This is a genomic window from Chryseobacterium sp. ON_d1, from assembly GCF_006829085.1.
In the GTDB taxonomy this organism is placed as follows: Bacteria; Bacteroidota; Bacteroidia; order Flavobacteriales; family Weeksellaceae; genus Chryseobacterium.
In genome coordinates this window covers 125,970-146,157 of record NZ_BJTC01000001.1, presented here as the reverse complement: position 1 = coordinate 146,157, position 20,188 = coordinate 125,970, and the positions used below count along the sequence as shown (strand labels likewise).

Annotated in this window: 20 protein-coding genes; 8 read left to right on the top strand and 12 right to left on the bottom strand. The window is 37.5% G+C overall.

The genetic code is table 11. The features are described 5' to 3' along the window. Positions 1-124: 124 nt before the first annotated feature. The 3 genes from CRS_RS00660 to CRS_RS00650 all read left to right on the top strand — a co-directional run bounded on the left by CRS_RS00660 (position 125) and on the right by CRS_RS00650 (position 2,658). Positions 125-946: an AraC family transcriptional regulator gene (locus tag CRS_RS00660; protein WP_142722174.1), complete on the top strand. Its 822-nt coding sequence runs from the start codon at positions 125-127 to the stop codon at positions 944-946. 81 nt (positions 947-1,027) lie between these two features. Further along, on the top strand, positions 1,028-1,594 hold the full coding sequence (locus CRS_RS00655; RefSeq protein WP_142722173.1) for a sugar O-acetyltransferase: 567 nt from the start codon (positions 1,028-1,030) through the stop codon (positions 1,592-1,594). Between the two features lie 14 nt (positions 1,595-1,608). Further along, positions 1,609-2,658 carry an alpha/beta hydrolase gene (locus tag CRS_RS00650; RefSeq protein WP_142722172.1) on the top strand — a complete coding sequence of 350 codons (1,050 nt, stop codon included), beginning with the start codon at positions 1,609-1,611 and terminating at the stop codon, positions 2,656-2,658. 212 nt (positions 2,659-2,870) lie between these two features. Here the strand turns inward: CRS_RS00650 and CRS_RS00645 are convergent, their stop codons facing one another. Next, on the bottom strand, positions 2,871-4,481 hold the full coding sequence (locus CRS_RS00645) for a tail fiber domain-containing protein (RefSeq protein WP_142722171.1): 1,611 nt from the start codon (positions 4,479-4,481) through the stop codon (positions 2,871-2,873). Between the two features lie 55 nt (positions 4,482-4,536). Next, complete coding sequence (locus CRS_RS24720; RefSeq protein ID WP_262711763.1) at positions 4,537-4,665, bottom strand: hypothetical protein; 129 nt, start codon at positions 4,663-4,665, stop codon at positions 4,537-4,539. 264 nt (positions 4,666-4,929) lie between these two features. Here CRS_RS24720 and CRS_RS00640 point away from each other — a divergent pair, with 264 nt between their 5' ends. Both CRS_RS00640 and CRS_RS00635 read left to right on the top strand, forming a co-directional pair. Next, positions 4,930-5,721, top strand: coding sequence for a PhzF family phenazine biosynthesis protein (locus CRS_RS00640; protein ID WP_142722170.1), 792 nt, complete (start codon positions 4,930-4,932; stop codon positions 5,719-5,721). 214 nt (positions 5,722-5,935) lie between these two features. Then, entirely contained in the window at positions 5,936-6,790 is an 855-nt protein-coding gene (locus CRS_RS00635) for a GLPGLI family protein (RefSeq protein ID WP_142722169.1), read from the top strand. A gap of 60 nt (positions 6,791-6,850) precedes the next feature. On the opposite strand, the gene CRS_RS00630 is transcribed toward CRS_RS00635, so the two are convergent. From CRS_RS00630 to CRS_RS00620, 3 genes are read right to left on the bottom strand one after another with little or no spacing between them, the layout of a single operon-like run. Next, positions 6,851-7,582, bottom strand: a complete 732-nt coding sequence (locus CRS_RS00630) for a LytTR family DNA-binding domain-containing protein (protein ID WP_142722168.1) — start codon at positions 7,580-7,582, stop codon at positions 6,851-6,853. Between the two features lie 49 nt (positions 7,583-7,631). Continuing rightward, positions 7,632-8,021, bottom strand: a complete 390-nt coding sequence (locus CRS_RS00625) for a hypothetical protein (RefSeq protein ID WP_142722167.1) — start codon at positions 8,019-8,021, stop codon at positions 7,632-7,634. Beyond that, positions 8,018-9,034 carry a sensor histidine kinase gene (locus CRS_RS00620; RefSeq protein ID WP_142722166.1) on the bottom strand — a complete coding sequence of 339 codons (1,017 nt, stop codon included), beginning with the start codon at positions 9,032-9,034 and terminating at the stop codon, positions 8,018-8,020. Before CRS_RS00620 ends, CRS_RS00625 begins: the two co-directional genes overlap by 4 nt. Before the next feature lie 256 nt (positions 9,035-9,290). Here CRS_RS00620 and CRS_RS00615 point away from each other — a divergent pair, with 256 nt between their 5' ends. Continuing rightward, positions 9,291-11,666 carry a TonB-dependent receptor gene (locus CRS_RS00615; RefSeq protein ID WP_142722165.1) on the top strand — a complete coding sequence of 792 codons (2,376 nt, stop codon included), beginning with the start codon at positions 9,291-9,293 and terminating at the stop codon, positions 11,664-11,666. Positions 11,667-11,683: 17 nt separating this feature from the next. Then, complete coding sequence (locus CRS_RS00610; RefSeq protein ID WP_142722164.1) at positions 11,684-12,505, top strand: DUF4249 family protein; 822 nt, start codon at positions 11,684-11,686, stop codon at positions 12,503-12,505. 222 nt (positions 12,506-12,727) lie between these two features. Here the strand turns inward: CRS_RS00610 and CRS_RS00605 are convergent, their stop codons facing one another. Continuing rightward, on the bottom strand, positions 12,728-13,888 hold the full coding sequence (locus tag CRS_RS00605; protein WP_228451132.1) for a cation:proton antiporter: 1,161 nt from the start codon (positions 13,886-13,888) through the stop codon (positions 12,728-12,730). 222 nt (positions 13,889-14,110) lie between these two features. Then, complete coding sequence (locus CRS_RS00600; RefSeq protein ID WP_142722163.1) at positions 14,111-14,560, bottom strand: Hsp20/alpha crystallin family protein; 450 nt, start codon at positions 14,558-14,560, stop codon at positions 14,111-14,113. Between the two features lie 274 nt (positions 14,561-14,834). On the opposite strand from CRS_RS00600, the gene CRS_RS00595 reads away from it, so the two are divergent. Then, positions 14,835-15,728 carry a hypothetical protein gene (locus tag CRS_RS00595; protein WP_142722162.1) on the top strand — a complete coding sequence of 298 codons (894 nt, stop codon included), beginning with the start codon at positions 14,835-14,837 and terminating at the stop codon, positions 15,726-15,728. 29 nt (positions 15,729-15,757) lie between these two features. Here the strand turns inward: CRS_RS00595 and CRS_RS00590 are convergent, their stop codons facing one another. The 5 genes from CRS_RS00590 to CRS_RS00570 all read right to left on the bottom strand — a co-directional run bounded on the left by CRS_RS00590 (position 15,758) and on the right by CRS_RS00570 (position 20,018). Further along, complete coding sequence (locus CRS_RS00590; RefSeq protein WP_142722161.1) at positions 15,758-16,678, bottom strand: AraC family transcriptional regulator; 921 nt, start codon at positions 16,676-16,678, stop codon at positions 15,758-15,760. A gap of 37 nt (positions 16,679-16,715) precedes the next feature. Continuing rightward, positions 16,716-17,435, bottom strand: coding sequence for an SDR family NAD(P)-dependent oxidoreductase (locus CRS_RS00585; RefSeq protein ID WP_142722160.1), 720 nt, complete (start codon positions 17,433-17,435; stop codon positions 16,716-16,718). Between the two features lie 18 nt (positions 17,436-17,453). Then, a complete protein-coding gene (locus CRS_RS00580) occupies positions 17,454-18,368 on the bottom strand; it encodes an SDR family oxidoreductase (protein ID WP_142722159.1) in 915 nt (304 codons plus the stop codon). Positions 18,369-18,597: 229 nt separating this feature from the next. Beyond that, the gene (locus tag CRS_RS00575; protein ID WP_142722158.1) at positions 18,598-19,122 is read right to left on the bottom strand and encodes an SRPBCC family protein; all 525 of its coding nucleotides are present in this window, start codon (positions 19,120-19,122) and stop codon (positions 18,598-18,600) included. 26 nt (positions 19,123-19,148) lie between these two features. After that, positions 19,149-20,018 carry an SDR family oxidoreductase gene (locus tag CRS_RS00570; protein ID WP_142722157.1) on the bottom strand — a complete coding sequence of 290 codons (870 nt, stop codon included), beginning with the start codon at positions 20,016-20,018 and terminating at the stop codon, positions 19,149-19,151. Positions 20,019-20,188: the final 170 nt, after the last annotated feature.

The following is a 20,188-nucleotide window of genomic DNA, read 5'->3' as shown; positions in this document are numbered from 1 at the left end:
TAAATAATCCGCAGATTGTCAGTTGGTGAGCTTCTAAGAAAGCTATATTGAGCCGTAAAGAAAAGAGAGCTAAGCATGTAATGATTAACTTTGTCTTTACAGACCCATAATTTTTTGGCATAAGATGGAACAGACTGACCAATTAAAAACCATAAATTACTCAGGAATATTTTTTTCCTGCTTTTCGGATTATAGTGAAAAATGCATTCATGCAACCCCAGAACATGTACTGCTCTATTTGTACTCAGGAGAGCAGGTCATTGAGGACCGAAATACCAAAACAACCATAACCCCGGGAGAATGCGCTTTTATCCGGCGGAACCACCGTCTGATGATGTATAAAAACAGTAAAGGAGATGAACTCTACAAAGGAATTTCTCTTACCTTTAACCGTACATTACTCCGGGATTTTTATAATAAACTGAATAAATCGGACCTGCCTCAGAAAGTTCCTTTTTCTGAAGAAAATGTTTTTAAAATAGACTCTCGTGCCGATATTACAAGCCTTTTTCAGTCACTTACCCCTTATTTTGATGAAAATACAAAGCCTTCAGAAGGGGTTGTTCATCTTAAATTACAGGAGGGAATTTACGCTTTGCTCAATCATTCAGAGATCTTCTTTCCTATTTTGTTCGATTTTACAGAGCCGTGGAAAATTGATATTATGGAATTCATGAATGAAAATTATATGGATGATCTTACCATGGAACAGATTGCTTCCTATACCGGCCGCAGTCTTGCCACATTCAAGCGCGATTTTCAAAAGATCAGTGATCTGAGTCCACAAAAATGGCTGATCAGAAAACGTCTGGAAGCGGCCTATTTCAAACTGAAAAACGAAGGCATGAAAGTACAGGATGTCTATGTAGAGGTTGGATTTAAAAATCCATCACACTTTTCCACAGCATTCAAAAAACAATACGGATTTCCACCAACAGAAATTTAACCTGAGCTTCTGAGAAAAGTTATTTGAGCCTCGCAGTAATATTACTGTGAGGCTCGCTCTTTAATTTTGTCCTGTAAATAAATGATAATGAAAACACAGGATATTTTTGAACGGCTCAGAAAAGGGGAAACAATCCCTGCAAATGATCCTCAGTCCTTCAGAATGTTTGAAGTCTCTTTTGAAACAAAGAAATTACTGATCAGGATGAACAATTCTTCTGACCCGGCAGAAATCAGGGAACTTCTGAGTCAGATCACCGGTAAAAGTATCGAAGAAAGCACCACCATCTTTACTCCGTTCTCTATCAACTACGGAAGGAACACAAAAATCGGTAAAAATGTATTCATCAATTCTGGCTGCACATTTCTGGATCTGGGAGGCATTACCATAGAAGATGATGTTTTGATTGCTCCCAAAGTAAATTTACTCTCTGAAGGACATCCCATTTCTTCAGACAGCCGTCATTCACTTGCTCCCGGAGCAATTCATATTAAAAAGAATGTCTGGATTGGAGCCAATGCAACCATTCTGCCAGGAGTTACTATAGGTGAAAATGCAATAATAGCCGCCGGAGCTGTTGTTAATAAAGATATTCCGGACAATGTCATTGCAGGAGGAGTACCTGCAAAAATCATCAAACCTATTTAAAGAAAAACATTACCATGAAAAAATGGACAATTTTAACAGCTCTTGTACTGTTGTTCACAGGAAAATCCTACGCACAGCAAAATGAAACGAAAATGAAAAATACAGAAGCAAAAGAACACTATACTTTTATATTGAGTGACAAAGTTACCCGGAAAAAAGTACATTTTAAAAATCGTTACGGGATACTGCTTACCGGCGATCTTTACAGTCCTGCATCCCCTGTTCAAAATAGAGGTCTAGCAGCAATTGCCATAAGCGGGCCTTTTGGAGCTGTGAAAGAGCAGTCATCCGGTCTGTATGCCAACCAGATGGCAGAACGTGGATTTATTGTACTGGCATTTGATCCATCTTATACCGGAGAAAGCGGAGGGGAACCGAGAAGTGTGGCATCTCCCGATATCAATACAGAAGACTTCAGTGCTGCGGTAGACTTTCTGGGATTACAGAACCATGTAGACAGAAGTCGTATAGGAATTATCGGAATATGTGGATTCGGAGGTTTTGCATTAAATGCTGCCGCAATTGACAAACGTGTAAAAGCAGTCGCTACAACCAGTATGTATGATATGTCACGGGTAATGGCGAAAGGCTATTACGATGCAGTTACTCCGGAACAACGTACACAATTGTTAGAACAACTTGGCGAACAGCGCTGGAAAGATGCAGAAAAGGGAACATTTCAGCCCGGACCAAGGTTGAATGCTGAAAAGCTGAAAGGAGATGAGCCTCAGTTTGTAAAGGATTACTTTGATTACTACCGTACTCCGAGAGGATTTCACGAACGTTCTTTAAACTCAGCCGGCTCCTGGAATGCAACCAATGCACTCTCTTTTATGAATATGCCATTGCTTACTTATATCAAAGAAATCTCTCCCCGTCCGGTACTGATTATTGCAGGAGAAAAAGCCCATTCACGGTATTTCAGTGAGGATGCTTACAAAATGGCAGCCGAACCTAAGGAGTTAATGATCATTCCTGACGCTGTACATGTAGACCTTTACGATAAAACAGATATTATTCCTTTCGATAAGCTGGAAGCTTTTTTTAAGGAAAATCTGAAATAAGATTATTTGTAAAGCCAGAAAAAAGCCTGCTGTCTGCAGGCTTTTTGCAACATATCGGAAAAAATCTAAAATTCAAAACGTCCGGAATTGTTTTAAATAAAAACAGAGGGCTGTTTTCACTCAACTCCTTCTCTTTCAAATAGGAATATGACGTGTACGTGTTCTTAGAATCAAATCAGTAAAATAATAATTTCAGCATTAATGTAATTAATTTACATTCCCAGTTTCTTTTTGATGGCTTCCATTTCTGTTTCCAGCTTTTTAATCTTAGCTTTTTGCTGCTCTATTTCAGCCTGCTGGTCCTGGATAGCTTTGGTCAGCGCAGGGACAAGCGCGGAATAATCAACCGCCCAGGCTTCTTTTGTATCATCTTTCGGTTTATAGACTGCTTCAGGAACTACTTTATAAAGATCCTGTGCCAGGAATCCGATTTTATGCTGCGTTTTCTGACTTGGGTTTACAGCAGGTTTTCCATCTTTAATCTGATTATTGGCTGACAGTTCATATTGCTTAGGCTGCAATGCCATGATAGTACTGAGCCCATATCCGATATCTTTAATCTGGGTTTTCAGACGCATATCTGAAGTATTTACAAAACCTCCTGCGGCACTTACCTGTCCGTTTCCGTCAATGATCACTTTGGTACTGCCGTTATAGCTGTATTTAAATCCTTCAGCTCCAAGATAGACCTGGGTAACAGAACCGTTCAGCGTATTATATCCGCTTAGATCAAGATGCCCTTTTGTAGCTGCAACTTTATTTCCTCCTACTCCGGCTACTTCAGGTCTGTTCATATTAATATCTCCGTTCCCGTCAATATCCGTCTTACTATTGACATTATCTCCATAATAGTATCTGAAGCCGGTACTTCCTACCGTTACCTTTGCAAATGAAGAACTGTTGCTGTTACCTCTCAGCGTAAGAAGACCATTATAAGCATTAACGGCATTACCTGCCGCTCCAAAGGCTGTAATATCCCCATCTCCGTTGAAATTCAGTTTTCTGTCAGCGTTAAAAAGATAATCACCACCGTTGGCCTGACTGAGCTTAAATTGGGCCGCATTATTATTTCCTGCTATAGTAAGGGCTCCCGCAATATTGTTTATCGTTCCTCCATTGGCTCCTCCATCAGCGGTTTTGGTAGAGGAATTAAGAAACATATCCATGGAACTTCCTGCGTCATTGGTAAGCCTTAAAAGTGCAGAGGCATTGGTGCCGGAGCTCAGGTTACTGATCGAGGTAAGACCAGCTCCGTCAACATTGCTTCTGAAATATAATGCTTTATCAGCGTAATCAATTGCGGTATTTTGTAAAAGTGTGCCTCCAAGCCTCACATCATTACCAGTGGTACTAAGTCCGTTACTTGCCGTTACACCGGTGCTGCCGGACGAATTATTTCCTGATATATCCCATGTAGCTGCAGCTCCTGTAAGACCGGTACTGATCAGCTGCAGGCTTTGATTAGGACCTACCGTAACACTGGCATTACCATCGATTGTCTCTGAGGCTGCAGGATTTACCGTTACCGTAAAAGCTGTATTATTCTTGATCGTATACATACGGCCACTGAAGTTACCTGTACCAGATATAGCAGTTGGCAAAGTAAAAACAGCATTGGAGGTTCCGTTATATGAGATATGAAAATCACCGGAAGTCATCGCATATGCTGCAGCTGTCACTGCGGTGTATTTTGCTGCCAAAGAACCATTAACATCCAGTGTTGATCCGGGTTGTGCGGTATTGATTCCTACACTTTGTGCAGACACAATGCTATATGAAAGCAAAGCTGCGGCTACTGATAATTTAGTAAAGTTTTTAAACATTATTATATAATTATGAGTTTAATAAAGTAAAAGTCCCGGGGAAGCATTTGTCATTTCAGTTATTATCTGCTGTAGTAATGGTCAGATCAAGAATTGTTTCGGGTTCTGTATACAGATTGGAAACTGCAGTAATCTGTATTTCTGAAAGACTTAACATGAAGAAATGATAGAAATATTTTTTCATTGTTCCCTTTTTTTAATATTACAAAGCTAAATTTTCCAAAGTCTTATTAAAAAAAACACCTGAAAGAAAACAGCTACATTGGTGTGGAAAAATTATTACAAGATGAATAAGAAAAAAATCATGATTTATTTGTATACAAAAGACATAAATGAATCTGATCTTTTAGCTGACTGTGAAAATATTTTTCCGGAATACTGATGATCTTAGTATTCCATTCAGAAATAGAGTATCTTTATACCCAACAGACCAAAATTTTTATAAAACATGAAGTTAGAATTATATCAGGTAGATGCGTTTACAGAAGAAATTTTCCATGGAAATCCGGCATGTGTCGTTCCCTTAAAAAATTGGTTACCCGATGAAATACTGTTAAAAATAGCCCGTGAAAATGCCGTGGCAGAAACGGCTTTCTTTATTGATAATGGAAGTGATACTATTCAGCTGAGATGGTTTACCCCTGAAATAGAAATGGACTTGTGCGGGCATGCTACCCTGGCTACAGCTCATTGCCTGGCATCCATTTTAAACTATAAGAATAACAGGATCATTTTTGATACAAAAAGTGGTGCATTAACCGTTGATGTAAAAGATGGGGTTTATTATATGGATTTCCCATCCAGAATGCCTGAAATCTCCTTACTCCCGGATACAATAATCAGATCACTGAATATACAGCCTAAAGAGGTGTTCAAAGCAAGAGACTACGTTTTGGTATATGATTCTGAAGAAGATATAAGAAACATCAAAATTGAAAGATCAATTTTTGATCTTATCAATCTGGATCCAGGCGGTGTTGTGGTGACCTCAGCAGGTACAGACAGTGATTTTGTTTCAAGATACTTTACACCGCAGTCTTCCATTCTTGAAGATCCTGTAACCGGCTCTGCACACTGCTCACTCATCCCGTTCTGGTCATCAAGATTAGGAAAAGATAAGCTTTTTGCACGCCAGCTGTCCGAAAGAGGCGGCCAACTCTATTGTGAAAACAAAAATGAAAGAGTGATTGTCGCAGGAAAAGCCAAAACTTATTCTGTGGGGTACTTGTGGATTGAATAATAAAAATCACGATAATCTTGTATGTAAAACGAAAGCACCCAGAGATAACATAAAGCCTTGAACATTCGATCCAAGGCTTTTTTGTTGATTTTATTTTACCGGTAACGTTTTGAAGTTGCCGTTTATTGAGTTAGTTTTACAGATATCCAGACGGTCTGTTTCAGAAACATTGTTATATTTGAACGATATTAATAACCGCTTGTTAATTTTAAAAATGAAAATCATCATCACACTGTTCCTGTTGATCTCAGGAATTTTGTTTTCTCAAAATCAAAGATTTGTCTACGAATATTCATTTAAGATGGATACCTTAAACAAGGATAAAGCAGAAAAGGAAATAATGAATCTTGATATCACCAAAGAAGGCTCCTATTTTTACAGTGCATTGCTGATTACGCGGGACTCTCTTCTCAATGCTGAAGTTGAAAAAGGAAAGGCTTCAAATTCCGTCAACATTGATTTCAGGAAGATCAAACATCCCAAAGTCAATTTTCGGGTATCCAAAACATACCCAGGTTTAGAAACAATATATCATACCTCACTGAACGCCAGCAATGTTGCAGTAAAGGAACCGGATAAAATAAATTGGACAATTCTACCTGAAACAAAAAGCATTGAAGTTTTTAAAGCTCAGAAAGCGACTACATATTTTGGCGGCAGAAACTGGATTGCCTGGTTTACCCATGAAATTCAGATCCAGGACGGACCTTATAAATTTTGTGGTTTGCCCGGCCTGATTTTACAGATCGAAGATGAAGAAGGAACTCATATTTTCAATCTGGCCGGGAGTATGAAACTCAAAGACGGCTTTTCACTTATAGATGCAAAAACGGCAGAAATTCTCCTGACAAAGGAAAAATTCAACAAGCTTTGGAATGAATACTTACAAGATCCTGCTAAAAATATCAAACTCATGCACAGTTCTTCCGGAATGTCAGAAACAATATTATTTGATTCAAATACCGGAAATCCCTTGACCAAACAAGAGTTAATCAGGAACAAAGAAACACGTGCAAAAGAGTTTCTGAAACGATTTAATAATTTTATAGAAAAGGATTTATATAAATAATTGTGCTATCAGATTTTTCATTGCTGAACCTCCATAATTCCTTTAGTAATTTTATCTATATTAAAATCTGCCCAGCATCTTTTTGGTGACAAATTCTTTAAAGAAATAATCCCTGTATATATTTCCAATAGGAATTTCACTTTCCTTAATGTAAATGGTATTATTATCTAAAGAGTTTATGTGTAAGGAATTAACGATATATGATTTGCTCACTCTTACAAAAATGTTTTTCGGCAGCTGTTCCTGAATTGTTTTAATGTTCATTGCCGTAATGATTTTTTGGTTCTCTGTATGCAAAATCACATAGTCTTTTAAACCCTGGATAAAAAGAATATCTTTAAAATGAAGTTTAAACATTTTCCGTTCCGCCCGGACAAACAGATAATCATCTGTACTGGTCTCTATATTGGAAAAACTGTGATCTATTTTCACTAATTTGGAGTAGCTCCTTGCCTTTTCTACCGCTTTTTGAAAACGTTCCAGCCTTATGGGTTTTATAAGATAATCCACCGCATCCACCTCATAGCTGTCTACCGCAAATTCAGAAAACGCAGTGGTGAACACCACCAGAGTTTCTTTCGGAAAAGAATTTGAAAATTCAATACCGTTGATACCGGGCATCTGAATGTCCAGAAAAACAAGGTCTACCGTATTGGGATTATCTTTTAAAAAGATCCCGGCAGGTTCAGCACCATTAAATGTACCCAGCAGATGCAGGTCCTCGGTTTCATCTATAAGCATATTAATGGCTTCTCTTGCCAGGGGTTCATCATCTACAATTATACATTTCATATTTCAGGATTTACAGATATAAAATTAATATTTTCTCATTGCACTTTCTCTAAATAATAAAGTAATCAGATGATCTGTTATATTTTTCTTTCTTACCAAGGCTGAGAAAAAACCTTGCTTCATCCAGTCCTTTTTTGAAGCGTTTCATGATCAGGTTTGAGAAAGGTTTTTCATTGATGGCACTATTGATAAATGGATCAGGTTGGGGAACAAAGATGACAAAAGTATCTTCAGGAATGGTATAAATAAATTCAATACTGCCAAAATCATACATCTGAATGTCGAAAAACAGAATATCAATACAGTGGTCTGCCATATATGCTGATGCTTTATCAAATGCCTGAAAGGCAGACAGCAGATACAGGTAATCCGATTCCAGAACGAGTTTTCTGATGCTTTTTTCTATCAGAAAATCCTGGGTTACAATAATGCAATTCATAATTTAATGGATAAATAGACAGTAAAGGATTCAACATCATTTATAATTTTTAATGAATGGCTTAATGGAAATAATAATTCAAGTCTCCGTTTAATATTAGCCAGGCCTAACCCTCCGGAATAAGGGACCGCTTTATGCTGTGGTTTTGAATTGATGCACTGAAAAATCAATTCATCATCTTTCACTTCAAAAAAAACATTTACATACGATGATCTTGCTGAATCATTATTGTGTTTTACAGCGTTTTCAACAAACGAAATAAATAATAAAGGGGGAACCAGTACACCACTTATATTACCTTCCTTGGAAAGGATAAAATTAAAGGTATCCCGTCTGATCTTTTCCAGGTTCAGAAAATCTTCCAAAAAATGGATGTCTGATGTCAGCAGGACCTTTTCTCTGGTACTGTCATATAACTGATACCGCAGCAGGTCACTTAATCTCAATAAAACCAGTGATGCCCTTTCAGGGTCTTTTTTAGTAAGAACATTGGCATTATTAAGCATATTGAAAAGAAAATGGGGATTGATCTGGTTTTTCAGCTGCTCAAGTTCAGCAGATGTTCTGGATCTTTCAAGCTCAAAAATCAGCTGCTTATCCAACATCCATTTCTGAAATAATTTTATTGAAGCAGAAGCAGCAAAGAGAACCAAGATAAGGGTTGAAAAAAGCAGGATATTCAGATCATCAGAAGTTGAACGTCCAAAATATGCCAGCAATACTTTTGCTGAAATAACAATGGCTGCAAGAATTGTAATGACAGCCAGGCAGTACCATATATATTTATTTTTAAATAAAAGCCTCGGCACCAGAATATACATATTACAGTAAAACAACAATATGACCAGCATTAAAACGGGGGTTGGTTCTGTAATTTCCGGTCTGCTGTTATACAATACAACACTTATAAAAAGAAACAGAATCAAATGCCTGATGATTCTGTATCTGGCGGAAACAAAAAACTGAAATATCCAATTTTCATCCTTGAACTGATTATCTAGATTTTGGCTCATTGTTTTAACAATAATATATTACAAAATTAAATCATACAGCAGAGGCAGATGACATTTTATACGAAAGCATATCTTTTGTATACAAAAAATTCAATACTGTCATTCAATTTCTAAAAGTTATAAAAAAAACACATTGAATTTTGATCTTTTAAAAACATCCTTTCATATAATAATCAAACACTTTGGTATAATTACCTGAATTCCGGGCTTTTCAAAACAATACTTTCGCTCAAGATTTATAATTAACGGGATCCTAATGAAGAACAAATCATACCTTTCACTTTTTGTGATGATTTCAGCAGCAGCTTTTGGACAGGAAAAAGTGACACTCAGCGGGATCATTGCCAGCAGATCAAATAATGAAACACTTATCGGGGCCACTATTTCAGTTCCTGAAGCCAATATAACAGCGGTTACCAATTCCTATGGCTTCTACTCTATCAGCCTTCCTAAAGGTGATTATACAGTGGTGATCAATTACCCTGATTTTGATATAACTGAAGAGAAAATTTCCATAACAGAAAATATGCAGAGAAATTTTACCCTAACGGAAAGCAGCCGTACAAAATCAATAGGAGAAGTGATATTAAAAGGGAACAGTACAAAAACCAATATCAGAACTCCGGAAATGAGCGTCAACAAACTGTCCATCGCAACGATCAGAAAAATGCCTGCAGTAATGGGTGAAGTGGATATTCTGAAGTCCATCCTGCAGCTTCCGGGAGTTGCCAATGCGCAGGAAGGATCCTCAGGATTCAATGTAAGAGGCGGTTCTGTAGATGGCAATCTTGTTCTTCTTGATGAAGCAATTGTTTATAACACCTCCCATCTGTTTGGATTCTTCTCTGTTTTCAATGCTGATGTCATCAAAGACCTGAAACTGTATAAGGGGGGAATTCCTTCCAATTATGGCGGCCGTATCTCTTCGGTTCTGGATATTTATCAGAAAGAAGGAAATAATAAAGAATATCATGCTACAGGAGGTATTGGAGCTGTTTCCAGCAGGTTGCTGATAGAAGGTCCTGTTGTCAAAGAAAAAAGTTCTTTCGTAATAGCAGGCAGGGCCTCCTACGCCCATCTTTTTATGAAATTGGCCAAAAAACCTAACTCAGCTTACTTCTATGATTTAAATGCAAAGCTGAATTTTAAGCTGAATACTAAAAACAGCCTTTATGTATCCGGATATTTTGGGAAAGACGATATGAGCTTCAATAACAGCTTCATGAACGATTATGGCAATACGCTTCTTAATTTAAGATGGAATCATATATTTTCTGATAAATTATTTTCCAATGCGTCAGTCATTTACAGCGATTACAATTATGGATTACAGATAAAATTCGCAGGAATCGACTGGAAATCAAACATCAAAAATTATAATTTTAAATACGACTTCAAACATTATCTGTCTGACAAGTTGAGTCTGAATTACGGACTGAACTCTATTTATTACCAGTTCAATCCCGGTACCATTGCCCCCTTTGGAGAAAATTCAACAATAAAGCCAGACCAGATCGCAAAAAAAAATGCAATGGAAAATGCCATTTATATTAATGCTGAACAAAAATTTTCAGATCACCTGTCTGTCAATTACGGCTTAAGATACAGTAATTTTATGCGTTTAGGGGCACAGCAGGTCAATACTTATACCCATAATGAAGCTGTTGTTTACAATCAGGAAATGCAGATTTATGAAGAGGGAACCCCTACAGGCAGTATCAGTTACGGAAAAAATAAAAAAATTATCGGCTTTGGAAATCTGGAGCCGCGTTTGGGGATATCTTATGCTTTAGATGACAATCAATCATTTAAAGCCAGCTATAACCGCATGGCACAGTATGTTCACCTCATCTCCAATACCGCTTCTGTTTCCCCGCTGGACATCTGGGCACCCAGCGACAGCTATCTGAAGCCTCAGATTCTGGATCAGGTAGCATTGGGATATTTCCGGAATTTCAATAACGGAAACTATTCTCTGGAAGTGGAAACTTTTTATAAAAAGATAAAAAATAAAGCCGATTATATTGACGGTGCAGAGCTTATTGCCCATAAAGCTATTGAACAGGTGATGCTGAATGGTGAAGGAAGAGCCTATGGCCTGGAAATTATGACTAAAAAAAATTCAGGCAGATTAACAGGCTGGCTTTCCTATACTCTATCCCGTGCAGAACAAAGAACCCCCGGCAGAAATGCAGACGAACCAGGAATCAATAACGGTCAGTGGTATCGTGCTAATTACGATAAAACGCATAACTTCTCACTGACAGCTGCTTATCAGCTCTCAAAAAAATGGAGCTTTGGAGGAATTTTTACCTATCAGACAGGAAAAGCAGCCACCTATCCCAATGGAAAATACCAGTATCAGGGTATCACAATAGCCAACTATGGAGAAAGAAACAGAAATTCGATCCCTGCTTACCATCATTTGGATTTATCTGCAACCTATACCCCGAAACCTGATAAAATAAGAAAGTGGAAAGGAGAATGGGTATTCAGTATTTATAATGTTTATGGAAGAAACAATGCTGCAGCCGTTAATTTTGGCCAGAATCCGGATACCGGAATCAGTGAGGCAAGGCAGATATCTATTTTCGGGATTATCCCAAGTGTTACTTATAATTTTAAATTCTAAAAATTCTTACCAGTACAATGAAAACAATAAGAATATATATACTGATCGCAATGGAATTATTGCTTATTGCCTGTGAAAAAGTAATTGATGTAGACCTTGAGACAGCAGAACCCAGACTGGTAATAGATGCATCCATTGACTGGATAAAAAACACATCCGGAAACCGGCAGAAAATAAAGCTTTCCACAACCACAGGATATTATAATTCAGATTTCCCAAGTGTCTCAGGAGCCAATATAGTCATTACCAATTCAGCGGATATGGCTTTTAATTTTGTTGAAGATCCAGGAACCGGAGAATATATCTGCAATAACTTCCTGCCGGTAGTTGGGGAAAGCTATAGATTAACAATCAGTTTAAACGGAGAGACCTACAGAGCCACAGAAACATTAACCGGTGCACCTGAAATAGAAGATAATATTATCCAAAACAATAATGGTGGAATATCGGGTGACGAAATTGAAATCACCTACTATTATCAGGATAATATCAATGAAAAAAACTACTATGTTTTCAGCAACAAAAACCCGCATATTGCATTTCCCCAGTATAAGGTAAAAGATGATGAAAATAACAACGGTGGATTGAATCCGATCTATTATTCTGATAAAGACCTGGCTGCAGGGGATGTTATCAATATTAAGTTAATTGCTGTTTCCAAAAGATATTATGATTATTTCCGAAAAATACTGAATGCCTCCGGCTCAGAAAGCGGCCCGTTTTCTACAACTCCTACTTCTGTTAACGGAAACATTATTAATCTGACCCATTCTTCCAACGCACCTTTGGGTTACTTCCGGCTGTCTGAAGTGGATACCATGGATTATACAATTCAATAAATGCAACCTCTTTCCTTTGTAAATTTCAAAAAAAGCAAGATCAACACCACATCTGCCCGAAACAATGCTTCGCAATATACGGAGGTGATTTTGGCAAAAGCTTCTGCCTGAATAATAATCTTAATGAAAAAAAGGAATTGATCTGCATCTCGTTCCCATCCTGCCTGCAATATTGCTAAAGTAATGCATGACAGGCGGATTAATCAGAAATCCGGATTATATTCAGGATTCAGAAATAACATTGCCATTCTTACGCCATTTGAAAATCGTTCCAATACTTATCCATACTGTGGAAAACAGCAGAGAAAGACACGTAATCCCCAGTCCTGCTTTATAAAGTTCATACTCTACAATATGTGTTTTATAAGCAATGGATAACGCAAGAATTCCAAATTCTCCTGTCTGTGAAAGCAGTGCACCTCCATACAGACTGTCTCTCCATTTAAAGTTCAGCACCCGAAAGAAAACAGAAGACATAACACTGTTACTGATCAATACCACCAAAGTACCTAAAACAATAAGTCTATAATTTGATAATACATATGGAATATCCATCCGAAGTCCAATGGATACAAAGAAAAGAGAAACAAAAAACACTTTAAAAGGCATCAATGAATGTTCAAGCCAATGAAAAGCTTTCATTTTCCCTACTATCACTCCGGCTATAAAACTTCCTAATGCAGCACTCATCCCAATTACTTCTGCAAGCAGCCCAAATCCCAAACAGATAAAAAGTCCGGTGAATACCTGTAAATCGTGATCATTTTCTATAAAAGCATAGGATGTTTTAATTTCCCTGAGATGCCTGATCTTTCTGAATATAAAGAAAATACCTGCACAGGCAGCCAGAGGCAGAATAAAATCCCAGTACCTGAATTCATCACCATTCCAAAATTTTAATACTGTTAGCGCAGGGGCAAGAAGAAGATCCTGCAACAGTAAAATATTCAGGATAACAATCCCGAATGCTGTATGTATTGTTCCATGCTTCTTTAAAAACTCTACAACCACAGCGGTACTGTTAAATGTGAACAGCATTCCGATAAGAACAATACTTTTATAATCAAGCTTAAGAAGGTACCCTATGAACCAGGCAAAAACAAAACTGAGAAGTATTTTGATTCCCTGTGCCAATAATGGTTTGATAATTAAATTTTTTTTATTGGGAATATTAATTTCCATTCCTATGAAAAACATAAGAAGCAATATGCCTATTTCCCCAACAACCTCTATTTCTTCCGGCTTGGTAAAAAGTTTCAGAACATACGGACCAAGCAGTATACCCGCAATAAGATAGGCAATAAGATAGGGCTGATTCAGCTTTTTGAGCAAAATCATCAATCCCAGCGTTGTCATACACAAAATACATACTGTCCAAAGCATATTTCCTGTATTATAGCATTAGCTGTTAAAAATTTACCATGATTTATTTACGAAGAATAACTTTTAAGGAGAAAATCCCCTTACAGCGCATCTGAATTTACACATTCGAATGTTCTGATACGCAAACCTGTCGGGCTCCGATCAGTCATCCAGAAAATTCTTCTGAGGATAAAATAAGCCCCGCTATGGGGCTTATTTTCAGCGGTGCATTGGGCTGCACTCTTATGTTATTTCAATTAACCTAGGTGGTTTTTGCTTTACTTCCTCCTTCTTGGGAATAGTCAGTTTCAATAATCCATTTTCATATTTTGCCTGAATATTATCCTGATCTACAACATCTTTTGGCAATTCAAAACTTCTCCGGAACGATTGATAACTAAATTCTCTCCGGGTGAAGTTTTCTCCTTTTGTTTCGTTATTATCCTTTTTGGATGATGAGATCGTCAGGAGATTTCCATCAAGCTTAATTTCGAAGTCATTCTTATCCATACCCGGAGCAGCTACCTGTACCTCGTACGCATCGGCATTTTCTTTAATGTTCACTGAAGGAACTGTGGTACTTGTTGATGAATAATTATTGTTTCCCCAGTTAAAAAATTCGCGATTAAAAAAATCATCGAAAAGATTAGGAACCGTTGGTACGTTACTCCAATTTCTTTTAATAAGATTCATAATAATGCTCTTTTAAAGTTAAACAATTTATTATTTAAACTTCAGCTGGCCAGCTGTTAATCAGTAAAATTCAAAAAAAATACCAAATTTTGAAAAGTGAATTTTTTTCATAAATACTGCCAAAATTTCATTTTTTTTGTCAGAGCTTCATATTCAGTTCTATACTATTCTTTTGTCATGACCACTACTTATAAAAAAATTTAACTCTGTTCTCAGAATAAACGAAATAAAGTTGTCCGAAAATCCTAACTTAGACAAATATTAAAAGCTCCAAATGAAAAAAATAATAACTATTATATTCTGCATCCTGGGTTTTACTTCCTGCAATTCGCAAGAAGTATCTTCCGGATTTACAAAAGAAAACTTTGAAAACCAGGTCCTCAATTATCATCCGAAGAAAAATCAGAATGTTTCGGATAAAGATTATAATTATGGCATTATGATTTTAGAAGAAACAAAGAGTGCTGTAAAAAATAAAACCGAAAACTTTAATCTGGCAGACTATTTTAATATCCTAAATGCTTTTCTCAGTTTGAAAGAAACAAAAGAAAATATTGACGTTGCATTTAGAAAATTTGTTGATACCAAAGGAAGCTGCGAATATATTTTATCTTTTGAAAATTCAATTAAAACTAATCCTAAATACACTATTATACGAAAAGATTATGACCAGCAGCTACTTCAATGCAAATCCAATCCTACCGCTGAAAAATTTGATATTGTAAAGTACTGCCAATCTAATAACCTGGATTTTCCCCTGGTTGAAAAAATGTATACTGTTAATATCAATGACCAGAAGTACAGAAACTTAAAGTTGCAAAGCAAACAACAGCTTTTAGACACAGAAAACCAATCAATCATTGATACCCTCTACAAAAAACACAAAACATATATAGGAAGAAGTTTAGTAGGCAAGGAATTTGAAAATGTTATGTGGGCTGTTGTACAACATTCTAACGTTGAAATGATGGAAAAATATTTACCTGTTATTAAACAGGCGGTTTTTGACAAAGAAATAGAAGTAGGTCCTTTGAAAATGCTTATTGATCGGTTTTATGGACTTAAGTACGGTTACCAGGTCTTTGGAAGTCAGGGTGATGGATTCGGATTTAAGCTAGCTGACGAAAAAACGAAAAAGCAAGTTAAAATGCTCTATGGAATTGAATAAATATTGAGCGAATATTGTACAATCCATTCTCAATTAAAAGAAGCCCTGAATTCTAATGGCGACATCTCTGTTTTGGTCTTAAACAGTTTACTGAATGACTGTGAATGTTCAAAACCCAGCTCATAGGCAATTTCACTGACGGACAAACTGGTGGTGGAAAGCTTTTCCTTCGCTTTGCTGATGAGTTTGTCGTGTATGTGCTGTTGTGTGCTTTGCCCGGTCAGTGTTTTAAGCAAACCACTCAGATATTTTGGCGAAATATGTAAGGTATCTGCAATATACTGAACCGTTGGCAATCCTTTTATGGCTAAATCATCACCGTCAAAATAGTCTGTAAGCAGGTCCTCCAAAAGGGCTAAAATCTGATGATTGCCCTTTTCTCTTGTAATGAACTGGCGGTTGTAAAAACGTTCCGAATAATTGAGAAGGCTCTCAATCTGTGAAATAATAATCTGCTTGCTGAACTGGTCTATATTGGTATGGTATTCCTGCTGAATATTATCAATGATGCCGTCAAGCGTTTTTTGTTCCTTTTCCGAAAGAAACAATGCTTCATTGACCGAATAGTCAAAATAATCATACCGTTTAATTGTTTTGGCCAGCGGTGTATTCCATAAAAAATCAGGATGAACCAGCAACATCCAGCCCGAACGTTTTTCGGTAGAAGCAGGATCAGTCTGTATCCTGAAAACCTGGTTAGGTTCTATAAATGCCATCACTCCCTCATCAAAATCAAATTCCTGCTGCCCGTAATACATTTTCCCACCAATTCCTTTTTTCTGGGAAATCATATAAAAATCAAGCACCATACTGACTTCATCAATATCTGAAGGTCTTTTAATTGCCGAATAATCGACCACACTGATCAGAGGATGATCAGGTTTGGGCAATCCCCTCAGCCTGTGAAATTCGCTAATGGTTTTTATCCTTTGGATCTGACGCTTTTCCATAGTTTAAAATTAAAAACTGATTTATAGACGGTTTGCATTACCAGCCTAATTCATTCCCGTTCCTGTCGAAAAATTTACCTGTTGGTATGTCCTGTAAAGTTACAAATTTTACAATGATACCTGCCGCCTGTTCAGGGGTCTGGGTACCTTGATATCGGTTAAGATTTGATGCCGTATATCCAGGTTCTACACTGATTATTTTAAAATCCGTTTCCTCAAATTCTTTTGAGAGCAGAACGGTAAAAGCATTGAGAGCAGTTTTAGAGGCGCTGTACGCATCATACGTCCTGAAATTGGGGTTTTGGGAATCGCTTTGTAGAGAAAGGGAACCCAAAGGACTTGACACATTAATTATTCTTGGTCCCTCCGATTTTTTTAGCAGGTCGATGAACAATTGGGTAGTCTGTACAGCTCCGAAAAAATTAGTTTCAAAGACATTTCTAAGATTGCTGATGCTGCCTGTAGATATGTTCTGTGGCTGCTCGCCGGCAATACCCGCATTGTTGATCAGCACATCCAGCTGCTGTGTTTTGGACTCCAGTGTCTGTTTTGCAGACTGTATGGAATGAATGTCTGTAACATCTATTTCAATACATTCTACATTATGAAAGCCAGCCCTGTTTAGTTTTTCCTGTGCTTCTATTCCATTTAAAAGGCTGCGGCTTCCCAGATAAACATAATGACCAAGTGCGGCCAATTGTCTGGCGGTTTCAAAACCAATTCCCTGATTGGCGCCTGTTATAAATATTTTTTTCATGTGAAATATACTTTTATTTTATATACTTTGTGTACCTGTCTTCTCAAAATAATGCTGCTTCATATCTTCCAGAAGCCCGATATGCAAAGGTTTCCAGCCCAGCATTTCCTGTGTTTTAACATTACTCACAGGACAATCCATTGTGATAAAATGGCTCATCCACTCAAAGTGTTTCTGAAGTTCTTCACCGGAAACAGAGACAACCGGAAGGTTAAGGTTATCCGCAATACAGGCAGCTATGGTTTTCATTTCAATGCCGTCCTGGTCAACCACATTATATACTCCCCCTTTATGACCTTTTTCTAAAGCCAAACGGAAAGCTCTGGCAGCATCCAGACGATGTACACCTACCCAACGGTTTTTTCCTTTATCCGGATAGGCTGAAACTCCGTTTTTGCGCGCCTGATGGATCATAAAAGGAATAAAGCCTTCATCTCCTTTATCATGAACTGAAGGTGCCAGCCTGACAACAGAGGTATTGACGCCTTTTTCTGCCAATGCCAATGCAGTTGCTTCCGATGATCTGAGAGAATTTTCTGCAATACTCTCTTCGGTTATAAAACCATTGATAGAAGGCAGCCCCAGCATCCCGGCAGTAACTACCATAGTTTTGTCTGTGCCTGCAAACATTTCCCCCATTGTAATGATCGCATTTTTGTCTGTTACTGCTGCCTCTGAAAATGTAGTTGCCCCACCTTTCATAAAGTCGTGGTTAAACCCACAGTGAATGATACCATCCGAATCAGCAGCACCTTGTTTCAGTATTTCAGTATCCTCAAGATTGCCTTTCAGTACTTCAGCGCCTAAATCATGAATGATTTTTGCCGATTTTTCCGAACGGGCCAGACCAACGACCTGGTATCCGGCACCTATTAATTCTTTTACAACTGCGGAGCCATTAAAACCCGATGCTCCTGTTACAAATACTTTCATTGCATTACTATTTTTTGTTGAAGCAAAGTTGCACAGATTTAACTGTCCTGATGTAGCCGAAAGTTAGTTTATTGTAGCCAAAAAGAAAACTGCGCCACCATAAACATCTATTTTTAAATGTTTTTTTACCATCCATTCGTGAATGGCAATCTTGGCCACCAATGACAGGAAATTTTATCAGCCACAGTGTAAAAAGCAAACGAAAGATTTTCCGGAAATTAATTAAAACCTATTTTTCGGCTTTAGCTTTAAGATTCTTCAGCCAGATCTGCAATGAATTTTCCAGGCCTTTCTGAAATGTACTGCTTAGCAGTGATACCAGCCAGCCTTCCATACTTTCTTCGACTTTTACTGTTGTTCTGCCATCGTGTTCTATGAATGACCAATTATGGATTGCAAAAGCCCCGAAAGCTTTACCTGACCAACCTATTTTATGTCCTGGCACTACGGTATGCAAGGTAGAATGAATGGTTAAACCACCACTTTTCCAATCAAAAGAGCTGTCTTTTTTGAATGGACCATTTAGCTTAGGATCTTCAACATCACTGTGCCAATCCTTCCAATGACCTATATCACTCATCATCTGATAAACTTTTTGTGCAGGAGCATTTATTGTAATTTCCTGATAGGTTTTTACAGGAGCATTTTTATTGATAGATTCTGTCACAGCGTATGAAGTGAAAACTTCCAGACAGATAATGATTACCGTAAGTATTCCTGCGATTAAAAGAAAACTGTAAACGAACTTTTTCATTATATATTATTTTTAGGATGATTAAACTATTTGAAAAACTCTAAGTGATCATGAACAAACTGTTCGAATTGAATTGCCGGTTTTCCCGTTATCTCGTGAACTGTATTAAAGATTTCAGCGGCCTCTCCTTTTGCATAATGAGCATAATCTTCGATCAGCCCCTCTACCTGCCATTCCGGAAACCCGGCAACCGTTAATGCTTCACGCATTTGTTCAGAATTTAAATCAACATAGGTAATTTCGGCTTCCAATACTCTGGAAAGTACTTCGGCCATTTGAAAATGAGTGAGAGACTTATTTCCGGTTATATTATAGATTTTGTTTTCATGCCCATTCTCTGTTAATACTTTTGCTGCCACTCCTGCAATATCACGAATATCAACAGCACTGACAGCGGCATTACCCAGTGAGCCATAAAATTGTCTTTCATATCTGACAGAATGCCCAAACGTTATAAGTCCCTGCATAAACAAATTCGGGCGTAAAAATGTATAATCCATTCCCGACTCTCTGATTCTTTCTTCAACAGCGGCATGATATCTGAGAAAACGTACCGGAGAAGCCTGGTCTGCAGCCAGCTGAGATAATTTCACAATATGCTTTACCCCTGCTTTTTGGGCAGCATTAATAAAATTAAGCTGAAGTTCTTCAGCATATTCCGATGAGTTGGTAAGCAAAAATGCTTTTTCAATTCCCTGTAATGCCTGAACAAGGCTATCGCTATCCGACAGATCACCAAGAGCTATTTCAGCCTGTGGCAAACCAGCCATCAGATCTCCCTGATCATTGCTTCGGACGAGTGCTCTGAAAGAGACATTCATATTAACCAATTTCTTAACAAGTTGTGTACCTACACTTCCCGTTGCTCCTGTTATGAGAAGATTTGTATGTTTCATAAAAACTGTTTTTTATTCCTTCAAAATTCAGTGTATTGCAGGATTTAAAATTGTAAGAAAACGAAGTCTTCTTTTACATATTTTTATGAGGAAAACAATATGGATAAACTCAACCCATCCTAGTGCCTGATCAGCATATAATGAGATGGTGTTATAAAAGTGATGAAGGT

What these genes read in the sequence shown, in the direction of transcription:
- CRS_RS00660 (WP_142722174.1), top strand. Translation starts at nt 125, where the DNA reads ATGGAACAGACTGACCAATTAAAAACCATAAATTACTCAGGAATATTT.
- CRS_RS00655 (WP_142722173.1), top strand. Translation starts at nt 1,028, where the DNA reads ATGATAATGAAAACACAGGATATTTTTGAACGGCTCAGAAAAGGGGAA.
- CRS_RS00650 (WP_142722172.1), top strand. Translation starts at nt 1,609, where the DNA reads ATGAAAAAATGGACAATTTTAACAGCTCTTGTACTGTTGTTCACAGGA.
- CRS_RS00645 (WP_142722171.1), bottom strand. Translation starts at nt 4,481, where the DNA reads ATGTTTAAAAACTTTACTAAATTATCAGTAGCCGCAGCTTTGCTTTCA.
- CRS_RS24720 (WP_262711763.1), bottom strand. Translation starts at nt 4,665, where the DNA reads ATGAAAAAATATTTCTATCATTTCTTCATGTTAAGTCTTTCAGAAATA.
- CRS_RS00640 (WP_142722170.1), top strand. Translation starts at nt 4,930, where the DNA reads ATGAAGTTAGAATTATATCAGGTAGATGCGTTTACAGAAGAAATTTTC.
- CRS_RS00635 (WP_142722169.1), top strand. Translation starts at nt 5,936, where the DNA reads ATGAAAATCATCATCACACTGTTCCTGTTGATCTCAGGAATTTTGTTT.
- CRS_RS00630 (WP_142722168.1), bottom strand. Translation starts at nt 7,582, where the DNA reads ATGAAATGTATAATTGTAGATGATGAACCCCTGGCAAGAGAAGCCATT.
- CRS_RS00625 (WP_142722167.1), bottom strand. Translation starts at nt 8,021, where the DNA reads ATGAATTGCATTATTGTAACCCAGGATTTTCTGATAGAAAAAAGCATC.
- CRS_RS00620 (WP_142722166.1), bottom strand. Translation starts at nt 9,034, where the DNA reads ATGAGCCAAAATCTAGATAATCAGTTCAAGGATGAAAATTGGATATTT.
- CRS_RS00615 (WP_142722165.1), top strand. Translation starts at nt 9,291, where the DNA reads ATGAAGAACAAATCATACCTTTCACTTTTTGTGATGATTTCAGCAGCA.
- CRS_RS00610 (WP_142722164.1), top strand. Translation starts at nt 11,684, where the DNA reads ATGAAAACAATAAGAATATATATACTGATCGCAATGGAATTATTGCTT.
- CRS_RS00605 (WP_228451132.1), bottom strand. Translation starts at nt 13,888, where the DNA reads ATGCTTTGGACAGTATGTATTTTGTGTATGACAACGCTGGGATTGATG.
- CRS_RS00600 (WP_142722163.1), bottom strand. Translation starts at nt 14,560, where the DNA reads ATGAATCTTATTAAAAGAAATTGGAGTAACGTACCAACGGTTCCTAAT.
- CRS_RS00595 (WP_142722162.1), top strand. Translation starts at nt 14,835, where the DNA reads ATGAAAAAAATAATAACTATTATATTCTGCATCCTGGGTTTTACTTCC.
- CRS_RS00590 (WP_142722161.1), bottom strand. Translation starts at nt 16,678, where the DNA reads ATGGAAAAGCGTCAGATCCAAAGGATAAAAACCATTAGCGAATTTCAC.
- CRS_RS00585 (WP_142722160.1), bottom strand. Translation starts at nt 17,435, where the DNA reads ATGAAAAAAATATTTATAACAGGCGCCAATCAGGGAATTGGTTTTGAA.
- CRS_RS00580 (WP_142722159.1), bottom strand. Translation starts at nt 18,368, where the DNA reads ATGAAAGTATTTGTAACAGGAGCATCGGGTTTTAATGGCTCCGCAGTT.
- CRS_RS00575 (WP_142722158.1), bottom strand. Translation starts at nt 19,122, where the DNA reads ATGAAAAAGTTCGTTTACAGTTTTCTTTTAATCGCAGGAATACTTACG.
- CRS_RS00570 (WP_142722157.1), bottom strand. Translation starts at nt 20,018, where the DNA reads ATGAAACATACAAATCTTCTCATAACAGGAGCAACGGGAAGTGTAGGT.